The sequence below is a fragment of the Aquamicrobium sp. genome, assembly GCF_023954335.1.
Classification (GTDB): Bacteria; Pseudomonadota; Alphaproteobacteria; order Rhizobiales; family Rhizobiaceae; genus Aerobium.
On the sequence record NZ_JAMLIE010000001.1, the window covers coordinates 2,127,366 to 2,142,993 of the forward strand.

Genomic DNA, 15,628 nt, shown 5'->3' on the forward strand with positions numbered 1-15,628 from the left:
CCGATCGAGGCTGGCATTGGGGTCGAAAGGCGCCGAGGCGCCCGAGATCAGCGGATTGCGGACCTCGCATCTTGACAGACATGCTTCCGTCAATCAGATATATGTAATTACTCACTCACTTATCAACGTCCATGCGAAAGCCAGCAGAGCGGCGCAAGGCCGAGATTGTCACCGTAGTTCTCGCTCTGGCCGACAGGATCGGGCCGGACCGGGTGACGACCGGGGCGGTGGCTACGGCAATCGGGGTGACGCAGGCGGCGTTGTTCCGGCATTTTCCCACCAAGGCCGCGCTGTGGCAGGCCGTTGCCGAACATGTCGCCGAAGGGCTGGCAGCGGCTTGGGAGGACGCCCTCAGCCGCGACGATGGGCCGATTGACCGGCTGCGCGCGCTGATCGCGGCGCAATTCGCACAGATCGCCGCGACCCCAGCGCTGCCGATGCTACTGTTCTCGCGCGAGCTGAACGTCACCAACGCGGAACTGCGCGCCACGTTTCATGGCTTGCTGACGGCCTTTCGCGGCTTGCTCGCGCGCGAGGTCTGCGCCGGGCAGCAAGCGGGCATTCTGCACGGCGACATCGAGACTGTGGATGCGGCGGTGCTGCTGACCTCGCTGGTGCAGGGGGTGGCGATCCGCTGGGCGCTGGGTGCGCGCGATTTCGACCTGCAGGGTGAGGGGTTGCGGCTGCTCGAGGTGCAATTGCGGCTTCTGGCCGCAGAAAGGGAATAGGCGATGCGGCGCGTCTGGCTTTTCGGATTGCTTGCGGCGCTGGCGATCGCGGCGGGCTTCCTGTTCCTGACCGAAAGGCCGCTGACGGTCACGGTCGCGCAGCCCGAAAGCGATGTGGCCCTGCGCATCTACGGGCTTGGGACGGTGGAGGCGCGCATCCTCAGCCGCGTGGGGTTCGAGGTCGGCGGGGCGTTGACGGCGTTTGCGGTCGATGCCGGCGACCGGGTGGCACCGGGTCAGGAAATGGCCAGCCTGCACGCCGCCGAACAGGAGGCGCGCGTGGCTCGCGCCCGCGCTGCGGTGGCGGCCAATGAGGCCAATCTCGCCAAGGCCGATGCCGCCGTCGTGCGCGCCCGCGCAGTCCTGGCGCAGCGCGAGGCGGCGAACCGCCGCCAGCAGGGGCTGGCGCAGCGCGATGTCACCTCGATCCAGCGCGCCGAGGAGGCGCAGCGCGACGAGGACGTGGCGCGCGCCGATCTGGCGGTAGCCGAGGCCGATGTCGCGGTGATCCGGGCGCAGGGCATGGATGCCGCGGCAGCCCTGCGGCAGGAGGAAACCCTGCTGGCCCATCACCGCCTGATCGCCCCCTATGACGCACTGGTCGTCGCCCGCCATGCCGAGGCGGGAACCGTGGTCAAGGCCGGCGATCCGGTCCTGACCCTGATCGACCCGGCCTCGATCTGGATCCAGGCCTATGTCGACGAGGAACGCGCCGGTCAGCTTACCCTTGGCCAGCCCGGAACCATCCGACTGCGCTCGCAGCCCGCGGCCGAGTTTCACGGCACCATCGCCCGCATCGGTATCGAAAGCGACCGGGTGAACGAGGAACGCCGCGTCTGGCTGACCTGCGCCGATTGCCCGGCCGAGATGTTCCTTGGCGAACAGGCCGAGGTGCGCATCCTGACCGGCACCCGCGCGACCGCGCTGATGGTGCCCGAACTGGCGATCACCGGCTTTGACGGGCATCGCGGCACGGTCTGGACGGTTGCGGACGGGCGCCTGACCCGCGCGGAACTGGCCTTCGGTGCCCGTGACGATCGCGGCCGGGTCGAGGTCACGGGTGGGTTGCCGGACGGCGCCGTGATCGTGGCCCGGGTGCCGAAGGGCGCGACCGAGGGACGGCGGGCGCGGATCGCGGAGGCGCCATGAACCTCGCACTGAAGGACATCCGCCACGGACTGTTTCGGTTCGTGCTGACCTGTTTCGGGCTGGGGCTCTTGATGACCGTGGTTCTGGCGATGATTGGCATCTACAACGGCCTCGTCTCGGACGCGCTGGCGGTGGTGAAGGCGCCCGTGGCCGATGTCTGGGTGGTGGAGGCCGGAACCAAGGGCCCCTTCGCCGAAGCCTCCAGCATTCCTGCCGACACCCGCGATGCGGTGGCGCGGATGCCCGGCGTGGCCGAAGCCGGCGCGGTCAACTACCAGAACGTCGAGGCGCCTCATGGCGGGCGCACGCTGCGCCTCTACGTCATCGGCTACGAGCCGGGCCGTCCCGGCGGGCCGCAGGCAATCGCCGAGGGGCGCGGCATCGGCGCCAGTCATTTCGAGATGTTGGCCGACCGCAAGACCGGCCTTTCGCCCGGCGAGACGATCCGCCTCGGACGCGACCGCTTCATCGTCGTCGGGCTGGTCGAAGGGGCGATGAACTCAGGCGGCGATCCGGCGGTCTATGTGACGCTGGCCGACGCGATGGCGCTGCAAACCGAACTCGACCCGGCGGCCCAGCGGGTGCAGGCAGCGCGCGGCGCCGTTTCCGTCAAGTCCGCATCGGTCGCCGCCGTGATCGCCCGCATGGCGCCGGGGGCCGATGTCGAGCTGCTGGCCGCGACCGTGCGCCAGTGGAAGCACCTCGCCGCCATGACCCAAGCGGAACAGGAGGAACTGCTGCTCGCCTCGGTGGTGGACAAGGCGCGCCGCCAGATCGGGCTGTTCCTCGGCATCCTGCTTTCCGTCAGCGCCGTGGTGATCGCGCTGATCATCTACACAATGACCATGGAGAAGCTGAAGCAGATCGCCACCTTGAAACTGATCGGAGCCCCCGACAGGACCATCATCGCGCTGATCGTGCAGCAGGCGCTGATCCTCGGCGCCTCGGGCTGGGCGATCGGCCTGCTGCTCATCCTGACCGTCAAGGACTACTTCCCCCGCCGCGTGGTGCTGGAGCCGTTCAACGTCATGGTCCTTGCCGGCATCATTGCCGCCGTCTGCCTTCTGTCCTCCGCGCTCGGCGTGCGGGCGGCGATGAAGGTCGATCCGGCCACCGCGCTCGGGAGCTGACATGGCGCTTGGCGACACCCTGATCGAGGTTGCGGGCGTGGCCAAGCATTTCGGCGAGGGCGAGACCCGCGTCGATGCCCTGCGCGCCGTCGATCTGACCGTGCGCGCCGGCGAGGTGATCGCGCTGCTTGGCCCCTCCGGTTCCGGCAAGACCACGCTTCTGAACATCATCGGCTGCATCCTTGCTCCCTCCTCGGGAAGGGTGGTGCTGGACGCAGAGCCGGTGTTCGACGGCAGATGGCTGCGGCGCGACTTGCGACGCCTCAGGCTCGACAAGATCGGTTTCATTTTTCAGGCGCACAATCTCCTGCCGTTCCTGACCGCCGAGGAGAATGTCGCCGTCGTCCTCGACCTCGCCAGGCGGCCCGCCGACGAAGCCCGGTCACGGGCGCGTGAATTGCTGGACTATCTCGAGGTCGGTCACCGGGCGAAGGTCAAGCCGGCGCTCTTGTCGGGCGGCGAGGCGCAGCGCGTGGCGATCGCCCGCGCGCTCGCCAACCGGCCCCGCATCATCCTCGCCGACGAGCCGACCGCCGCGCTGGACAGCGCACGCGCCGGGTTGGTGATGGACTTGTTGCGCAAGCTGGCCGTCGAGCAGCAGGCCTGCATCGTCACCGTGACGCATGACGAAAAGATCTTCGACCGTTTCGACCGCCTGATCCACTTGCGCGACGGCCGCCTGGCCGCCGCCTGAGCTTCGGAGGAACCCCATGAGCCGCCGCCCCCTCTCACTGACCATCGCCGCGGCCGTCGCCGTGATCTTCGGCCTCTTGACCATCGTTTCGGGAGGTCGTGCGCTCTTCGGCGGCGTCGACATGGGCGCGGTGGTGCCCTTCGTGCTATGGTTCAACTTCGGCGCCGGGTTCGCCTATGTTCTGGCCGGGATCGGACTCTGGCGCGGCGGGGCTTGGGCGCCGATGCTGGCGCTTGGCATTGCCGTGGCGACGGCGCTAGTCTTCGTCGCCTTCCTCTGGCATGTCCTGACGGGCGGCGCCTGGGAGGCGCGCACCATGGGCGCGATGATCCTGCGCACCGGCATCTGGACCGCCATCGCGGCGCTTGCGTTGCGGGGCAAGAAGCCCACCTGAACGAATCTCGAACCCAGCCAGCACTTGCGCCAGCCCGGAGCCTGACATGAAGCGATCCCTGCCCGTGGACCTGTCGCTGGTCCTCTCGCTCGCCACCGTTCTCGGCATGGCGATGGCCGTGGCCGGACGGTGGCCCGCGCACGAGCTTCTTGGCGCCTTGCTGGCTCCGGGGCTGGCGCTCGTCTATCTGGCGGGCGGGTTTCCGACCGCCTGGCGCGCGGTTTCGGAACTCTGGCGCGAGCATGTGCTCGACATCGACCTACTGATGATCGCCGCCGCAATCGCTGCGGCGGTGGTCGGCGCGCCGTTCGAGGGCGCGGTGCTGCTGACGCTGTTCAGCATCTCCACCACGCTCGAGGAGCGCGCGCTCGGCCGGGCGCGGCGCGCCATCGAGGCGCTGATGGCGCTGCGCCCCGAGACGGCGCTGCGCAGGACTGCGGGCGGCGTCATCGAGGAAGTCGCCGCCGGGCAACTGGCCGTCGGCGACGTGGTGGTGCTGCGGCCCGGCGCCCGGGTGCCCACCGACGGCGTGATCCTCGCCGGTCGCGGCGGCGTCGACGAGGCCAACATCACCGGCGAATCCATGCCCGTCTCGAAAGAGCCGGGCGCGCAGGTATTCGAGGCCACGGTCAACTTGGACGGCGTGATGGAGATGAGCGTCGCCAAGACGGTCGGCGACAGCACCATCGCCCGGATGATCCGGCTGGTGACCGAGGCGCAGGCCGCCCGCGCGCCCTCCGAACGGTTCAGCGAATGGTTCGGCCAGCGCTATACCGTCGTGGTCATGGCCGGGGCAGTGATCGCCTTCGCCGCCTTCTGGGGACTGGGCCGCGACTGGGAGCAAGCGCTTTACCGGGCGGCGACGCTGCTGGTCGCGGCCAGCCCCTGCGCCATCGTCATCTCGGTCCCGGCCGCGATCCTGTCGGCGCTCTCGGCGGCGGCACGCGGCGGCGTGCTCTTCAAGGGCGGCGCCGCGCTGGAAACCCTGGCCGCCGTCGATACCTTCGCCTTCGACAAGACCGGCACCCTGACCAACGGCCGCGCGGAGGTGACGCGGGTGGTGGCGCTCGATGGCGACGAGGCCGGCTTCCTGTCGTTGCTGGCCGGGCTGGAGGCCGGGTCCGAACACCATATCGCCGCCGCCATCGCCCGCGAGGCCGGGGCGCGCGGGCTTCAGGTGGCGAAGGTCGTGGACGCAACGGCGCGGCCCGGGTTCGGCATCCTCGGGCGGGACGAGGACGGCCCCCTCTGGGCCGGCAACCCCTATCTGGCCGAGGAGATGGGCGCCCGGATCGACCGGCACGAGCTTCGCGCGCTGGCGGATACGGCGCAGACCGTGGTCTATCTGGGGCGCGGCCAGAGGGTTCTCGGCGCCGTCTGCGTCGCGGACGAGGCGAGGCCGAGTTCGGCCGCCGCCCTGGCCGCCCTGCGCCGGGGCGGGGTTCGCCGCATCGTGATGATGACCGGGGATCGTCGTCCGGTGGCGCTGCGGATCGGCGGCGAACTGGGGCTTGCGCCAGACGAGATCCATGCCGGGATGCTGCCCGAGGACAAGGTGCGCCAGATTGCCGATCTGACCCGAGACGGCAAGGTCGCCTTCGTCGGCGACGGCGTGAACGACGCGGCGGCGCTCGCCCGCGCCGATGTCGGCATCGCCATGGGCGCCGCCGGCTCGGAGGTCGCGCTTCAGGCCGCCGATGTGGCGCTCTTGTCCGAGGACATGGAGCGGCTGGCCGACGCGCATCGCCTGTCGCGACGCGCTTCCGCCGTCATCCGTCAGAATCTGGTCTTCGCCATCGGTGCCATGCTGGTGCTGGTCACCGGCGGCCTCTTCTTCGACCTGCCGCTGCCCTTGGCGGTGATCGGCCATGAGGGCGGCACGGTGCTGGTGGTGCTGAACGGGCTGCGGCTGCTCTCGGACCCGATCCGCCGGCCGAAGCCGCGGGCTGAGCCGACTGCGGCGCCAGTCATCTCACCACGAGCGGCGACAACGACGCAGTACAGCGGCGATGATCCGACCCGCCCCGAGCCGGTGCGCGAGACCGGGTAGCGGGTCGTCAGGCGCGGTTCAGCCGGGCGCGGCGTCGCCGCCGAACAGGGCGCCGATGGCGCGGGGTCGGATGCCCTCCGCCTCGCGCATCAGAAACAGCGCGTCGAGGCGCAGGCGCGCCGCCAGGTCCCCGCCTGCCCGGGGACCCAGCACCATCAGCGCGGTCGCCCAGGCATCGGCCCTGGCGCAGCTGCGGGCAAGGACGGTGACCGAGGCGGCGGAAGCCCGCAACGGTGCGCCGTGCCCGGGGTCCATGGTATGCGAGAGGCTCTGCCCCCGAACCTCGACGCGGTGACGGTAGTCGCCGGAAGTCGCGACGGCACAATCCTCGAGCGCGAGGATCGAATGCGCCGCGCGTCGCTCCGGGTCGGGAGCTTCGACCGCGACGGCCCACGGGCTGCCGTCGGGGCGCAGCCCGGTGGCGCGCATCTCGCCGTCGATTCCGGTCAGCGCGGCGGTGATGCCGTGGTCGTGCAGGGTTTCGGTCAGCCGATCGACGCCGTAGCCCTTGGCGATGGCGTTGAGATCGAGCGCAATGGGAGCCCGTTTGCGCACAAGCTGGCCGTCGATATCCAGCACCTCATGCGCGGGGCGCCGGGGCGCGGCCATGACGGCGCGGATCGCCCCAGCCTCGGCCGCCTCGGGTCCGAAACCCCAGGCGCGCACGGCATCGCCCATGCCGATGTCGAAGGCGCCCCCCGAGGCGCGGCCGATCTCCAGCGCCAGCCGCAGCACCTCGGCAAGCCGGGCCGGGATGGCGCACCATTCGTCCAAAGGGGCGCGGTTCAGCCGCATCAGCGCGCTGTCCGGCTTCCAGGTGGACATCTGTGCGTCCACCTCATCGACGGCGGCCTGCAGCGCCGCGCGCAGCGGGTCCGGATCGAAGCCGGGCGCCGCGTGGAACACGGCTTGCCAGCGCGTACCCATGGTCGGGCCGTTGAGTGCGTGGCGGACCGGATCAGAAGACATCTTCGACATAGCGTCCCTCGGCTTTCAGCACCGCCGGCGTCAGCCCCGCCGGGGCAAGGATATCGGTCAATGCAGCCGTCACGCCCTCCGCCATCGCGCGCCCGCCACAAACCATGATGCGGGCGCCCGAGCGGATCATCGTCAGCACCTCGGCCGCCTCATGGCGCAGCGCGTCCTGGACGTAGTACGGGCGCGGCCCGCGCGACGTGGCGGTGGTCAGCCGGGCAAGGCGGCCGTCCCGCTGCCAGCCGGCGAGTTCCTCGGCAAAGAGGAAGTCGCTTTCTCGGGCGCGCAGGCCGAAAAACAGGTGCACCGGTCGGGCGTGGCGGTTGGCGCGGATCATGCCCGCCAACGGTCCGATTCCGGTGCCGGCGCCGATCAGGATCAGCGGGGCGCGCCCGTGGCCGGAGTGAAACCCGGGGTTGGGGCGGATGAAGGCGCGAATGGTGCTGCCCGGCTCCAGCGCCACCAGCTGCCCCGAACACAGCCCGCCGGGTTGCTTGCGCACGACGATCTCGACAAAGCCGTCGCGGCTGCCTGAGGCCAGCGAATAGAGGCGCGGCACAGCGTCCCCCTCGGGCAGCACCGCCAGCAGGTCGCCGGCCTGGAAGCGTGCGAATCCGCGCCGCATCAGCCGTTGCCAAAACCCCGCGCGCGGCAGGGCAAAACGCAGGATCGCGGTCGGGGCCTGCACCTCCGCGCCGTAGTCGCGCCGCGAGACCAGCGTCAGGGCCTCGGTGGCGGGCTGGGCCGGCTGATGGACCAGTTCCAGCTCGAGGCCGAGTGTCCGCCCGAGCGCGCAGCCCCAGCGGGCGAAATCCTGCGGCGACTGGCGGTCCACCGCGTCAGGCGGCAGAAGTTCCGTCCAGCCCTTCGCGGTCAGCAGCTGCGCGACCTCGTCGGCAAAGGCGCAGAAGGCCGGAAAACTGTGATCGCCGAAGCCCAACACCGCGACCGGTACGCCGGAAAGGGCCGGGGCATGTTCCAGCCGCTCGATGAAACCCTTGGCCGAGGCCGGGGCCATCCCGTCGCCATAGGTGGCGGCAAGGATCAGCAGGCGCTTCGCCGCCCGGTAGCATGCGGGATCGAAGGCGGTCATGGGCGCCACATGGACGGACTGCCCAGCCTCGCTCAGCGCGCGGTGCAGCGTGGCGGCAAAGCCCCAGGTGCTGCCGGCCTCGGAGCCGACGAAGATGACAGTCTCAGCCCGGCCTGCCGAAGCGTTTCTGCGGATGCGCGGGCGTGCCCGCCAGCCTGCCAGCCAGAGGGCAAACCCGCTCACTGCCAGTGCCGGCACCGAAAGCGCCATCAGACCCAGGACGAGACCGATGACCGCCGCGCCGCGCCCGGTATGCAGCATCGTGAAGGTATCCGTGACCCGCGACAATGCCGGAGCATCGGTCCAGGCCAGAACCTCGCCCGTGCCCTGATCGAGATAGCCAGCGCCCCGGTCGGTCTTCAGCGTGAAGGCGTCGGCGGGATCGGTCGGGTCGGGAAAGCTCAGATCGCGCAGCGCGGCCACCGGCAGATCGGCAAGCGCCGCGATATGGTTGGGGGCGATCCCGGTCTGGCCGCTGGTCGTGGCCGGAAAGAGCGGCGCCCGCGCCTGATCAGGCAGCAGTCCGAAGGTCGAGGCCGTCATCCACAGCGCGGTCAGCGCGGAAAGCGCCAGACCCGCCACCGCTACACGCGCCAGTTCGACATGCAGCCGTGCCGCCGGCCCCCCGCGCGCGGGGCCGAACCAGCGGCGCCAGCCGCCCATGCGCCGCGCAATCAAAGCCGCCCCCGAGGCGCACAGCAGCAGCATGACCCCCGCACCCGCCGCCATGACCAGTCGGCCCGTATCGCCCGCGAACAGCTGCCGATGCAGGTTGACCAGCCAGCGTTCGACCGGGTTGGCATCGGCCGACGCTACGCCTTGCCCGGTCGCCGGGTCGATCACCGCCGCCCCGGGCGTGCCATCCTCGAACCACCAGGCCGTGATGCGTCCTGAGGGTGCGCGGCGGATCTGCTCGACCCCCGGATACTCGGCCTGCACGCGGGCGGCGAGGTCGCCCACGCTCAGCCCGGCGGCCGCCCGTGGCGCGGCGAACTGCTCGATCACCGGAAAGACCGACAGCGCCGCGCCGCTCACCGCCAGCAGGGCGACAAGCAGCAGGCCGGCCAGCCCCGGCCAGCGGTGAAGCAAGCGGATCATCGGCCGGCTCCGTCACATGTCGTATTTGAGGCTGGCGACGTAGCGGCGGCCCGGCGTGGGCTTGCCTGCGCCTTGCGTGGTCAGGGGCACCGCCACGTCGTCGGGGCTGTCGCGCATATCCTCGACGGCGGCATCGACATGCAGGACATAGCCCGCGTCAAACAGCGCATCGGCCAGGTCGAGCGTGATTTCCAGCGTCCGGCCCGCGCCGACACTGGCGCCGGTGATGCCGTCGATCTGCGCCGGATCGCCACCGGTGGCGCGATACCAGCCGGCAAGCGAATCGTAGTATTTCGACTTGCCCCCGGCGACCCAGAGCGTGCCTGCATAGCGGCCCGCGGCATCGGTGAGGTAAATCACCAGATAGGCGCCGTCGCCGCCGTAGTTGTTCAGCGTGGTGGTGAAGGTGACTGGCCGGGCTGCGGCGAGGCCGGGCGCCACGAGGGCCGAGGTCAGTGCAAATGCTGCAATGGCGGATTTCATCTTGTTATCTCCCTTCATTGGGGGTGTCAGTTCACCTGCACTACGGGCGGCTTGCCGTTCTGGAACAGCGGATTGGCGGGTGGGGCGGCCAGCGGGGCGGCCGGTGCGCGCACGTCCTCGCGCCGCCGGTCGCGGCCGCCGTCGCGGTGGCGCAGCTTGACGACGTTCAGCGTGGCGGGGTCGAGCTTGGCCTTGATGCGCCGGCCTTCGGCATCGCGGCCCTCGATCTCCCAGCAGCCGTCATCGGCCTCGATTTCCTCGACGCGCCAGCCAAGGCGGCTCGCGGCCTGCATGGCCGCCTCGCGCGGCTGCCAGGCGGCACGAGGCGCATGGCAGTCATCCTCCGCCAGCGCAGCCGTTGCCGGCAGCGCCGCAAGGCAAGCGGCGGCAATCCACGGAATCCTCATGGTCAGTTCATCCTTTTGAAGTGTGTGTGGGGCGACCTTCCCGATCACCGATCTGAAGGCTGGCGCCCGATTGAAATGGCTCCGCGACAACCGGGCCGCGGAGCACTGGCGGGATCACTTCGTTTTTTCGGGCCTGGTGCCGTCGCTCCAGCGCTCGACCTTGCCGTCGATGACGTCGAGCGTCTGGGGATCGACGATCATCTCCAGGTGATTGCCGCCCTGATCGATGACATTGAGTTCGTAGCAGCCATCGTCGAGCTCCATCTTCGAGATGGACCAGCCAAAATCCTTGGTCAGCTGGATGAGCGATTCCCAGGACTGCATGTTCGCGGTCGGCACGTCGCAATGGGTGTCCGCAAGCGCCGCCCCGGCAGGGATCGCAAGGGCAAGTGCAGCGGCGGTGAGCAGGGTCTTCATGGCGTTTCTCCTCGGTTCGGGTTGCCTGATGTGACCAACCTGGAGGGCGTGACTGACGGGGTGCTGACGCCCGCCGGGAATCTGCTTCAGCTTGCTGTCAGGGCGGCGGGCGAACCGAGGGGAGGTGCCGACGGTGGTACATGAAACGAAAGCGCCCCGCCGGTGTCCGGCGGAGCGCAAGGCTTTGATGAGTCGGGTGCGTGTGCCCCGTCAGTCATGGTTCCCTTCCGGTGGGCCCGACCGTCGTCCATCCCTGTCGCGATAACGGATGCGCATCTCGACCAGATCGAGATTGCCGGGGTCGATCTTGACCCTGATCTGATGGCCTTCGGCGTCGGTGCCCCGGACTTCGTAGCAACCGTCATCGATCTTGATGCCCGAAATCGTCCAGCCCCGCTCCTGCGCCAACGCCGTCACCGCCTCGCGCGGTTGCCAGTCGGCCATGGGGACGCGGCAATCGTCGTCGGCCAGTGCCGCGCCCGCTGGCAACACCAGAGCCAGAACCAGCATTGTCAGCGCCTTGCGCATTGGTCACACTCCTCCTTGCCAACTCGTTCGCACCCTGATGGCATGGAAAGCTGACAGCAAACTGAAGCGGCGCCCCGGTTACGGTAAGGCTGCCGTCAGTTGCGGCGGGCAATCCGGAAGCGAGCCGTGAGAGGGAACCACCATGCGCATCCTGCTGATCGAGGACGACACGGTGCTGGGCGCGGCGGTGCGCGACCAGATCACAGCGGATGGTCACAGCGCCGACTGGGTGCATCGGCTCGATGCGGCAAGCGAGCATCTGAGAACCATCCCCTACGACCTGGTGCTGCTGGATCTGATGCTGCCCGACGGGCGTGGCATTCCCTATCTGCGCGCGCTCCGCGGGCGCGGCAATGCCACGCCGGTGATCATCCTCACCGCGCTCGATCAGGTCTCGGACCGCATCGAAGGCCTGAACGCGGGGGCCGACGACTATCTGATCAAGCCCTTCGATCTCGCGGAGCTCACGGCGCGGATCGGCTCGGTCGCGCGCCGCTATGCCGGCAACCCCAACCCGCTGATCCAGCATGGCGATCTGGAAATCGACCTTGCCGCGCGCAGCGTTCATCGCGCCGGCAGGCTCGTGCCGCTGACGGCGCGCGAATGGGCGCTGTTCGAGGCCCTGCTGGGCCATCCCGGCCAACTGTTCTCGAAGGCACAGCTCGAGGACAAGCTTTACGCTTTCGGCGCCGAGGTCGAAAGCAACACCATTGAGGTCCATGTCAGCCGCCTGCGCAAGAAGCTGGGCACCAGCGTCATCGAGACCGAGCGCGGCCTCGGCTATCGGCTGGGTCGCGGATGAGGGCACCCGCAAGCCTGCGGGGCCGGCTGGCGCTCTGGCTGGGGCTGGCGCTGGTGGCGCTGTGGCTGGCAACCGCCCTGCTGACCGCCGGACTGATGCGGCGTGAATTGGACGCGCTGTTCGACTCGGCGCTTCAGGAAAGCGCCGAACGCCTGCTGCCTCTCGCTGTCAACGATGTGCTGGGTCGCGGCCCGGCCGACGAGAATGACGAGGACGATCCACGCATTCTGGGCGTCATCGCTCCGCATGACGAGTTCCTGACCTATGTGTTGCGCGACCCGGCCGGTCGGGTGCTGCTGCAATCGCATGCTGTCGATCCGGCCGGGTTTCCGCCTTGGGACGGGCCGGGGTTTCGCAGCACGGCGACGCTTCGCCTCTACAATATCGCCGCATTGCGAGACACGGTGCGACTGACCGTGGCCGAGCCGCTGGCCCACCGCGCCCGCATCGCGCGCGAGGCGCTGTGGATGTTGCTGCTGCCGCTTCTGGTGGTGGTGCCGCTGGCCTTCGCGGCGATATGGCTGGCGCTGCGGGCGGGACTTGCGCCACTGCAACGCTGGCGCGAGCGGCTGGCGGCGCGTGGCGCGCGGGATCTGTCGCCGGTGTCCGCGGGCGATCTGCCTTCGGAACTCGCCCCGATCGCCGCCACGCTCGATGATGTGCTCTGCCGCCTGTCCGCCGCTTTCGAGGCCGAGCGGAGTTTCGCCGCCAACGCCGCGCATGAGCTGCGCACCCCGCTGGCCGGCGCCATCGCCCAGGCACAGCGTCTTCAGGCCGAGACGGCGGACCCGGCCGCGCGGATGCGCGCGGCCGCGATGGAGGCGGCGCTGAAACGCCTGCTACGGGTCAGCGAGCGCCTGATGCAGCTTGCCCGCGCCGAGGGGGCGAGGCTGCGCCGGGACAGCGCCGCCGATCTGTGCCCCGTGGTGCGGATACTGGTCGAGGAACAGGGCCGCGACGCGGGCGACGAGCGCATCCGCCTTCGCCTGCCCGAAGCGGCGGTTCTGTCCGACCTCGACCCGGATGCGCTGGCCATCATCTTGCGCAACCTGATCGACAACGCACTGCGCCACGGCGATCCGGCAAAACCGGTCGACGTGACGCTCACCTCAGAGGGCATCCTACGTGTGTCCAATGACGGCCTGCCCATCCCTCCCGAAACGCTTGCCCGTCTCGCCACCCGCTTTACCCGCGCCGGCAGCAGCGCCGAAGGCAGCGGCCTCGGCCTCGCCATCGTCGCCACCATCGCCGAGCGCATCGGATCACGCCTGCATCTGACCTCTCCGCGCCCCGGCGCTACAAGCGGCCTCACCGCGGAGATGATGCTGCCCTGCGCTTCCGACTGTGAGGTCGAGAAGCGGGACAATCGTCCCAGCCGTCATAGTGTGAGTTCAAGCGCGTCTTAATTTTGTGAATATAATCAATATGTTAATTTGGAGAAGGTTCGGCGGTAGGCCCATCCCCTCCGCCACTTGCCCTCGCGAAAGCGTTCTCCCGATCCGGCTGCGGCCGGATTTTTGCGTTGTTTTTGAGGGTTATGCGGGAGGTGCTGTTAACCGGGCTGCGCCCCGAAGGACGCGCATGCGTTCTCTCCGGGCCGATATTCTCCGGACCTGTTAACCGCGCGCGGTCCGGTTAAGCCGATCAGACCCTGATAATGAAGGGTTTTGAGCTACAGATCATTCGCGACCGTTGTGGAAGCCGTACCGGACCCCTCGGCGGTCGCCGAGATGATGAGCGACTATGCTGTCATGCGTGAGCAGTCTCGGAAGTGCGCCTCACCCTAAGGCCATTCCTGCTTCAGACCTCGAGCTCAGCCGCGCCAAGCACTGTCGTTCTTCCGCTCGTAATCGCTGAACGCCTTCTTCAGTCCGCCCAGCACCTCGGCGGCTGTCTCGAACATTGCCTTCAGCTGAGGTTCGTCCACCTTCTCGAAGTCCTCGCCAGGTGATCCATCGTCTCCTGCAGGCGCGTCTGCATTTTCTAGGTGTGGTGGCGCGGATCGCGATCTGCTTCGCTGACCGTGTCGCCCTCCTATCACTACGTCGACATCACCCGCCGGACCCTCCCCGGGCAGGTTGCACGGCGAACAATCCACTATACCATCGGTTCCCGAAATCGAGATTCGATAATGGGGCCGGCTTTGAGGACTTCAGCAGATGGAACATCAGGAGCTCCTCTCCGGATTCATTCGGCTCCACGTCCTGCACCATGCCGCCGAGGGCGACCTGTACGGACAGTGGATGATCGAGGAACTGGCTCGGCATGGCTACCGCGTCAGCCCGGGCACGCTCTACCCGATGCTCCACGCGATGGAGCGCAAGGGGTATCTCGAATCCCGCACCGAACGGGCGGGCCGCTCGCATCGGCGCATCTACAGGGCGACGCCCTACGGGACCGAGGCGCTGAACCTCGCGCACGACAAGATCCGGGAGCTATTTCGTGAGGTCGTTCCGGGAAGCGACGGCGCCTGAGCGTGCCGGCCCGCAGGGCTCGGCGGGCGAGGTGTTCCGAGCTTTTCTGAAGCTCGGGCTCACCTCGTTCGGCGGCCCGATCGCGCATCTCGGCTATTTCCGCGACGAGCTCGTCACACGACGCAAGTGGATCGACGAGGCGGGTTATGCCGACCTCGTCGCGCTCTGCCAGTTTCTGCCCGGGCCGGCCTCGAGCCAGGTCGGCTTCGCGCTGGGCCTGCTTCGCGGCGGTCCGCTCGGGGCAGCCGCGGCGTGGGCGGCGTTCACGCTGCCGTCCGCTCTGCTGCTCGTGCTCTTCGCGTTCGGTGCATCCGCCGTCGACGGGCCGATCGGAGCGGGCCTCCTGCACGGGCTCAAGATCGTCGCCGTGGCGGTTGTCGCGCAGGCTGTCTGGGGCATGGCCCGAACGCTCGCGCCCGATCGCGGGAGGGCCAGCATCGCCCTTGCGGCGGTGCTGATCGTGGTCTTCGCCGCCGGATCGGTCGGACAAATCGTGGCCATCGTCGTCGGCGGTCTTGCCGGTCTCTGGCTCTGCCGGGGCGGCGCCGCTCCGACGACGGGGCATCTGACCTTCGCGGTCTCCAGGACGGTGGGAGCCGCTGCGCTCGGACTGTTCTTCCTGCTGCTGTTTCTTCTGCCGGTCCTGTCGACAGCGGCGGGATCGCAGGGGCTGGCGCTCTTCGACGCTTTCTATCGGGCGGGCTCGCTGGTGTTCGGCGGCGGTCATGTCGTCCTGCCGCTGCTCGAGGCGGAGGTGGTCCGGCCCGGCTGGGTCGGCGAGGACGCGTTCCTGGCCGGATATGGCGCGGCGCAGGCCGTTCCGGGGCCGCTCTTCACCTTCGGCACCTATCTGGGCGCGGTCATGGTGCCGGAGCCGAACGGCCTTGCCGGCGCGGCCATCGGCCTCATCGCGATCTTCCTGCCCGGGTTCCTACTGCTGATCGGCACGCTTCCCTTCTGGGACGCCTTTCGGACGCGGCCGCTGGCGCAGGCGGCCATGCGCGGCGCAAACGCCGCCGTCGTCGGCATCCTCGGCGCGGCTCTCTATGATCCCGTCTGGACGAGCGCGATCTTCAGCCCGCAGGACTTCGCGCTTGCTCTGGTGGGGTTCGTGCTGCTGACCGTGTGGAAGGCGCCGCCGTGGGTAGTGGTGGTGCTGATCGCGACAGGCGGGATTGCGCTCGCTCTCCTCTGATCACCGGCATC

16 protein-coding genes are annotated in these 15,628 nt (G+C 69.1%); 10 read left to right on the forward strand and 6 right to left on the reverse strand.

What is annotated here, in order from left to right:
* The first annotated feature begins 131 nt into the window (after nt 1–131).
* Genes M9945_RS10595 through M9945_RS10620 form a run of 6 tightly spaced genes read left to right on the forward strand, consistent with a single transcriptional unit; the run spans nt 132 to nt 6,145 of the window.
* Nucleotides 132–728, forward strand: coding sequence for a TetR/AcrR family transcriptional regulator (locus tag M9945_RS10595; RefSeq protein ID WP_367944459.1), 597 nt, complete (start codon nt 132–134; stop codon nt 726–728).
* 3 nt (nt 729–731) lie between these two features.
* Nucleotides 732–1,877 (forward strand): efflux RND transporter periplasmic adaptor subunit, encoded by a 1,146-nt coding sequence (locus M9945_RS10600; RefSeq protein WP_367944460.1) that lies wholly within the window; start codon nt 732–734, stop codon nt 1,875–1,877.
* Nucleotides 1,874–3,007, forward strand: coding sequence for an ABC transporter permease (locus tag M9945_RS10605; RefSeq protein WP_367944461.1), 1,134 nt, complete (start codon nt 1,874–1,876; stop codon nt 3,005–3,007). The genes M9945_RS10600 and M9945_RS10605 overlap by 4 nt, the downstream gene beginning before the upstream one ends.
* Before the next feature lies 1 nt (nt 3,008).
* The gene (locus M9945_RS10610; protein WP_276187882.1) at nt 3,009–3,701 is read left to right on the forward strand and encodes an ABC transporter ATP-binding protein; all 693 of its coding nucleotides are present in this window, start codon (nt 3,009–3,011) and stop codon (nt 3,699–3,701) included.
* A gap of 16 nt (nt 3,702–3,717) precedes the next feature.
* Nucleotides 3,718–4,095, forward strand: coding sequence for a hypothetical protein (locus tag M9945_RS10615; protein ID WP_367944462.1), 378 nt, complete (start codon nt 3,718–3,720; stop codon nt 4,093–4,095).
* 46 nt (nt 4,096–4,141) lie between these two features.
* Nucleotides 4,142–6,145, forward strand: a complete 2,004-nt coding sequence (locus M9945_RS10620; RefSeq protein ID WP_367944463.1) for a heavy metal translocating P-type ATPase — start codon at nt 4,142–4,144, stop codon at nt 6,143–6,145.
* 18 nt (nt 6,146–6,163) lie between these two features.
* Here the strand turns inward: M9945_RS10620 and M9945_RS10625 are convergent, their stop codons facing one another.
* From M9945_RS10625 to M9945_RS10650, 6 genes are all read right to left on the reverse strand, one after another.
* Nucleotides 6,164–7,123 (reverse strand): FAD:protein FMN transferase, encoded by a 960-nt coding sequence (locus M9945_RS10625; RefSeq protein WP_367944464.1) that lies wholly within the window; start codon nt 7,121–7,123, stop codon nt 6,164–6,166.
* Nucleotides 7,104–9,311: a PepSY domain-containing protein gene (locus M9945_RS10630; RefSeq protein ID WP_367944465.1), complete on the reverse strand. Its 2,208-nt coding sequence runs from the start codon at nt 9,309–9,311 to the stop codon at nt 7,104–7,106. Before M9945_RS10630 ends, M9945_RS10625 begins: the two co-directional genes overlap by 20 nt.
* Nucleotides 9,312–9,323: 12 nt before the next feature.
* Entirely contained in the window at nt 9,324–9,794 is a 471-nt protein-coding gene (locus M9945_RS10635; RefSeq protein WP_367944466.1) for a DUF2271 domain-containing protein, read from the reverse strand.
* A 26-nt stretch (nt 9,795–9,820) separates the two neighbouring features.
* Nucleotides 9,821–10,201: a PepSY domain-containing protein gene (locus M9945_RS10640; protein ID WP_367944467.1), complete on the reverse strand. Its 381-nt coding sequence runs from the start codon at nt 10,199–10,201 to the stop codon at nt 9,821–9,823.
* 114 nt (nt 10,202–10,315) lie between these two features.
* Nucleotides 10,316–10,618: a PepSY domain-containing protein gene (locus M9945_RS10645; RefSeq protein ID WP_074970975.1), complete on the reverse strand. Its 303-nt coding sequence runs from the start codon at nt 10,616–10,618 to the stop codon at nt 10,316–10,318.
* Nucleotides 10,619–10,828: 210 nt separating this feature from the next.
* Nucleotides 10,829–11,146: a PepSY domain-containing protein gene (locus tag M9945_RS10650; RefSeq protein WP_074970973.1), complete on the reverse strand. Its 318-nt coding sequence runs from the start codon at nt 11,144–11,146 to the stop codon at nt 10,829–10,831.
* A 142-nt stretch (nt 11,147–11,288) separates the two neighbouring features.
* Here M9945_RS10650 and M9945_RS10655 point away from each other — a divergent pair, with 142 nt between their 5' ends.
* From M9945_RS10655 to chrA, 4 genes are all read left to right on the forward strand, one after another.
* Nucleotides 11,289–11,948 (forward strand): response regulator transcription factor, encoded by a 660-nt coding sequence (locus M9945_RS10655; protein ID WP_074970971.1) that lies wholly within the window; start codon nt 11,289–11,291, stop codon nt 11,946–11,948.
* Nucleotides 11,945–13,354 (forward strand): sensor histidine kinase, encoded by a 1,410-nt coding sequence (locus tag M9945_RS10660; RefSeq protein ID WP_367944468.1) that lies wholly within the window; start codon nt 11,945–11,947, stop codon nt 13,352–13,354. The genes M9945_RS10655 and M9945_RS10660 overlap by 4 nt, the downstream gene beginning before the upstream one ends.
* Before the next feature lie 753 nt (nt 13,355–14,107).
* Nucleotides 14,108–14,422, forward strand: a complete 315-nt coding sequence (locus M9945_RS10665) for a PadR family transcriptional regulator (RefSeq protein ID WP_121987334.1) — start codon at nt 14,108–14,110, stop codon at nt 14,420–14,422.
* A gap of 31 nt (nt 14,423–14,453) precedes the next feature.
* Nucleotides 14,454–15,617 (forward strand): chromate efflux transporter, encoded by a 1,164-nt coding sequence (gene chrA, locus M9945_RS10670; protein WP_367944469.1) that lies wholly within the window; start codon nt 14,454–14,456, stop codon nt 15,615–15,617.
* Nucleotides 15,618–15,628: the final 11 nt, after the last annotated feature.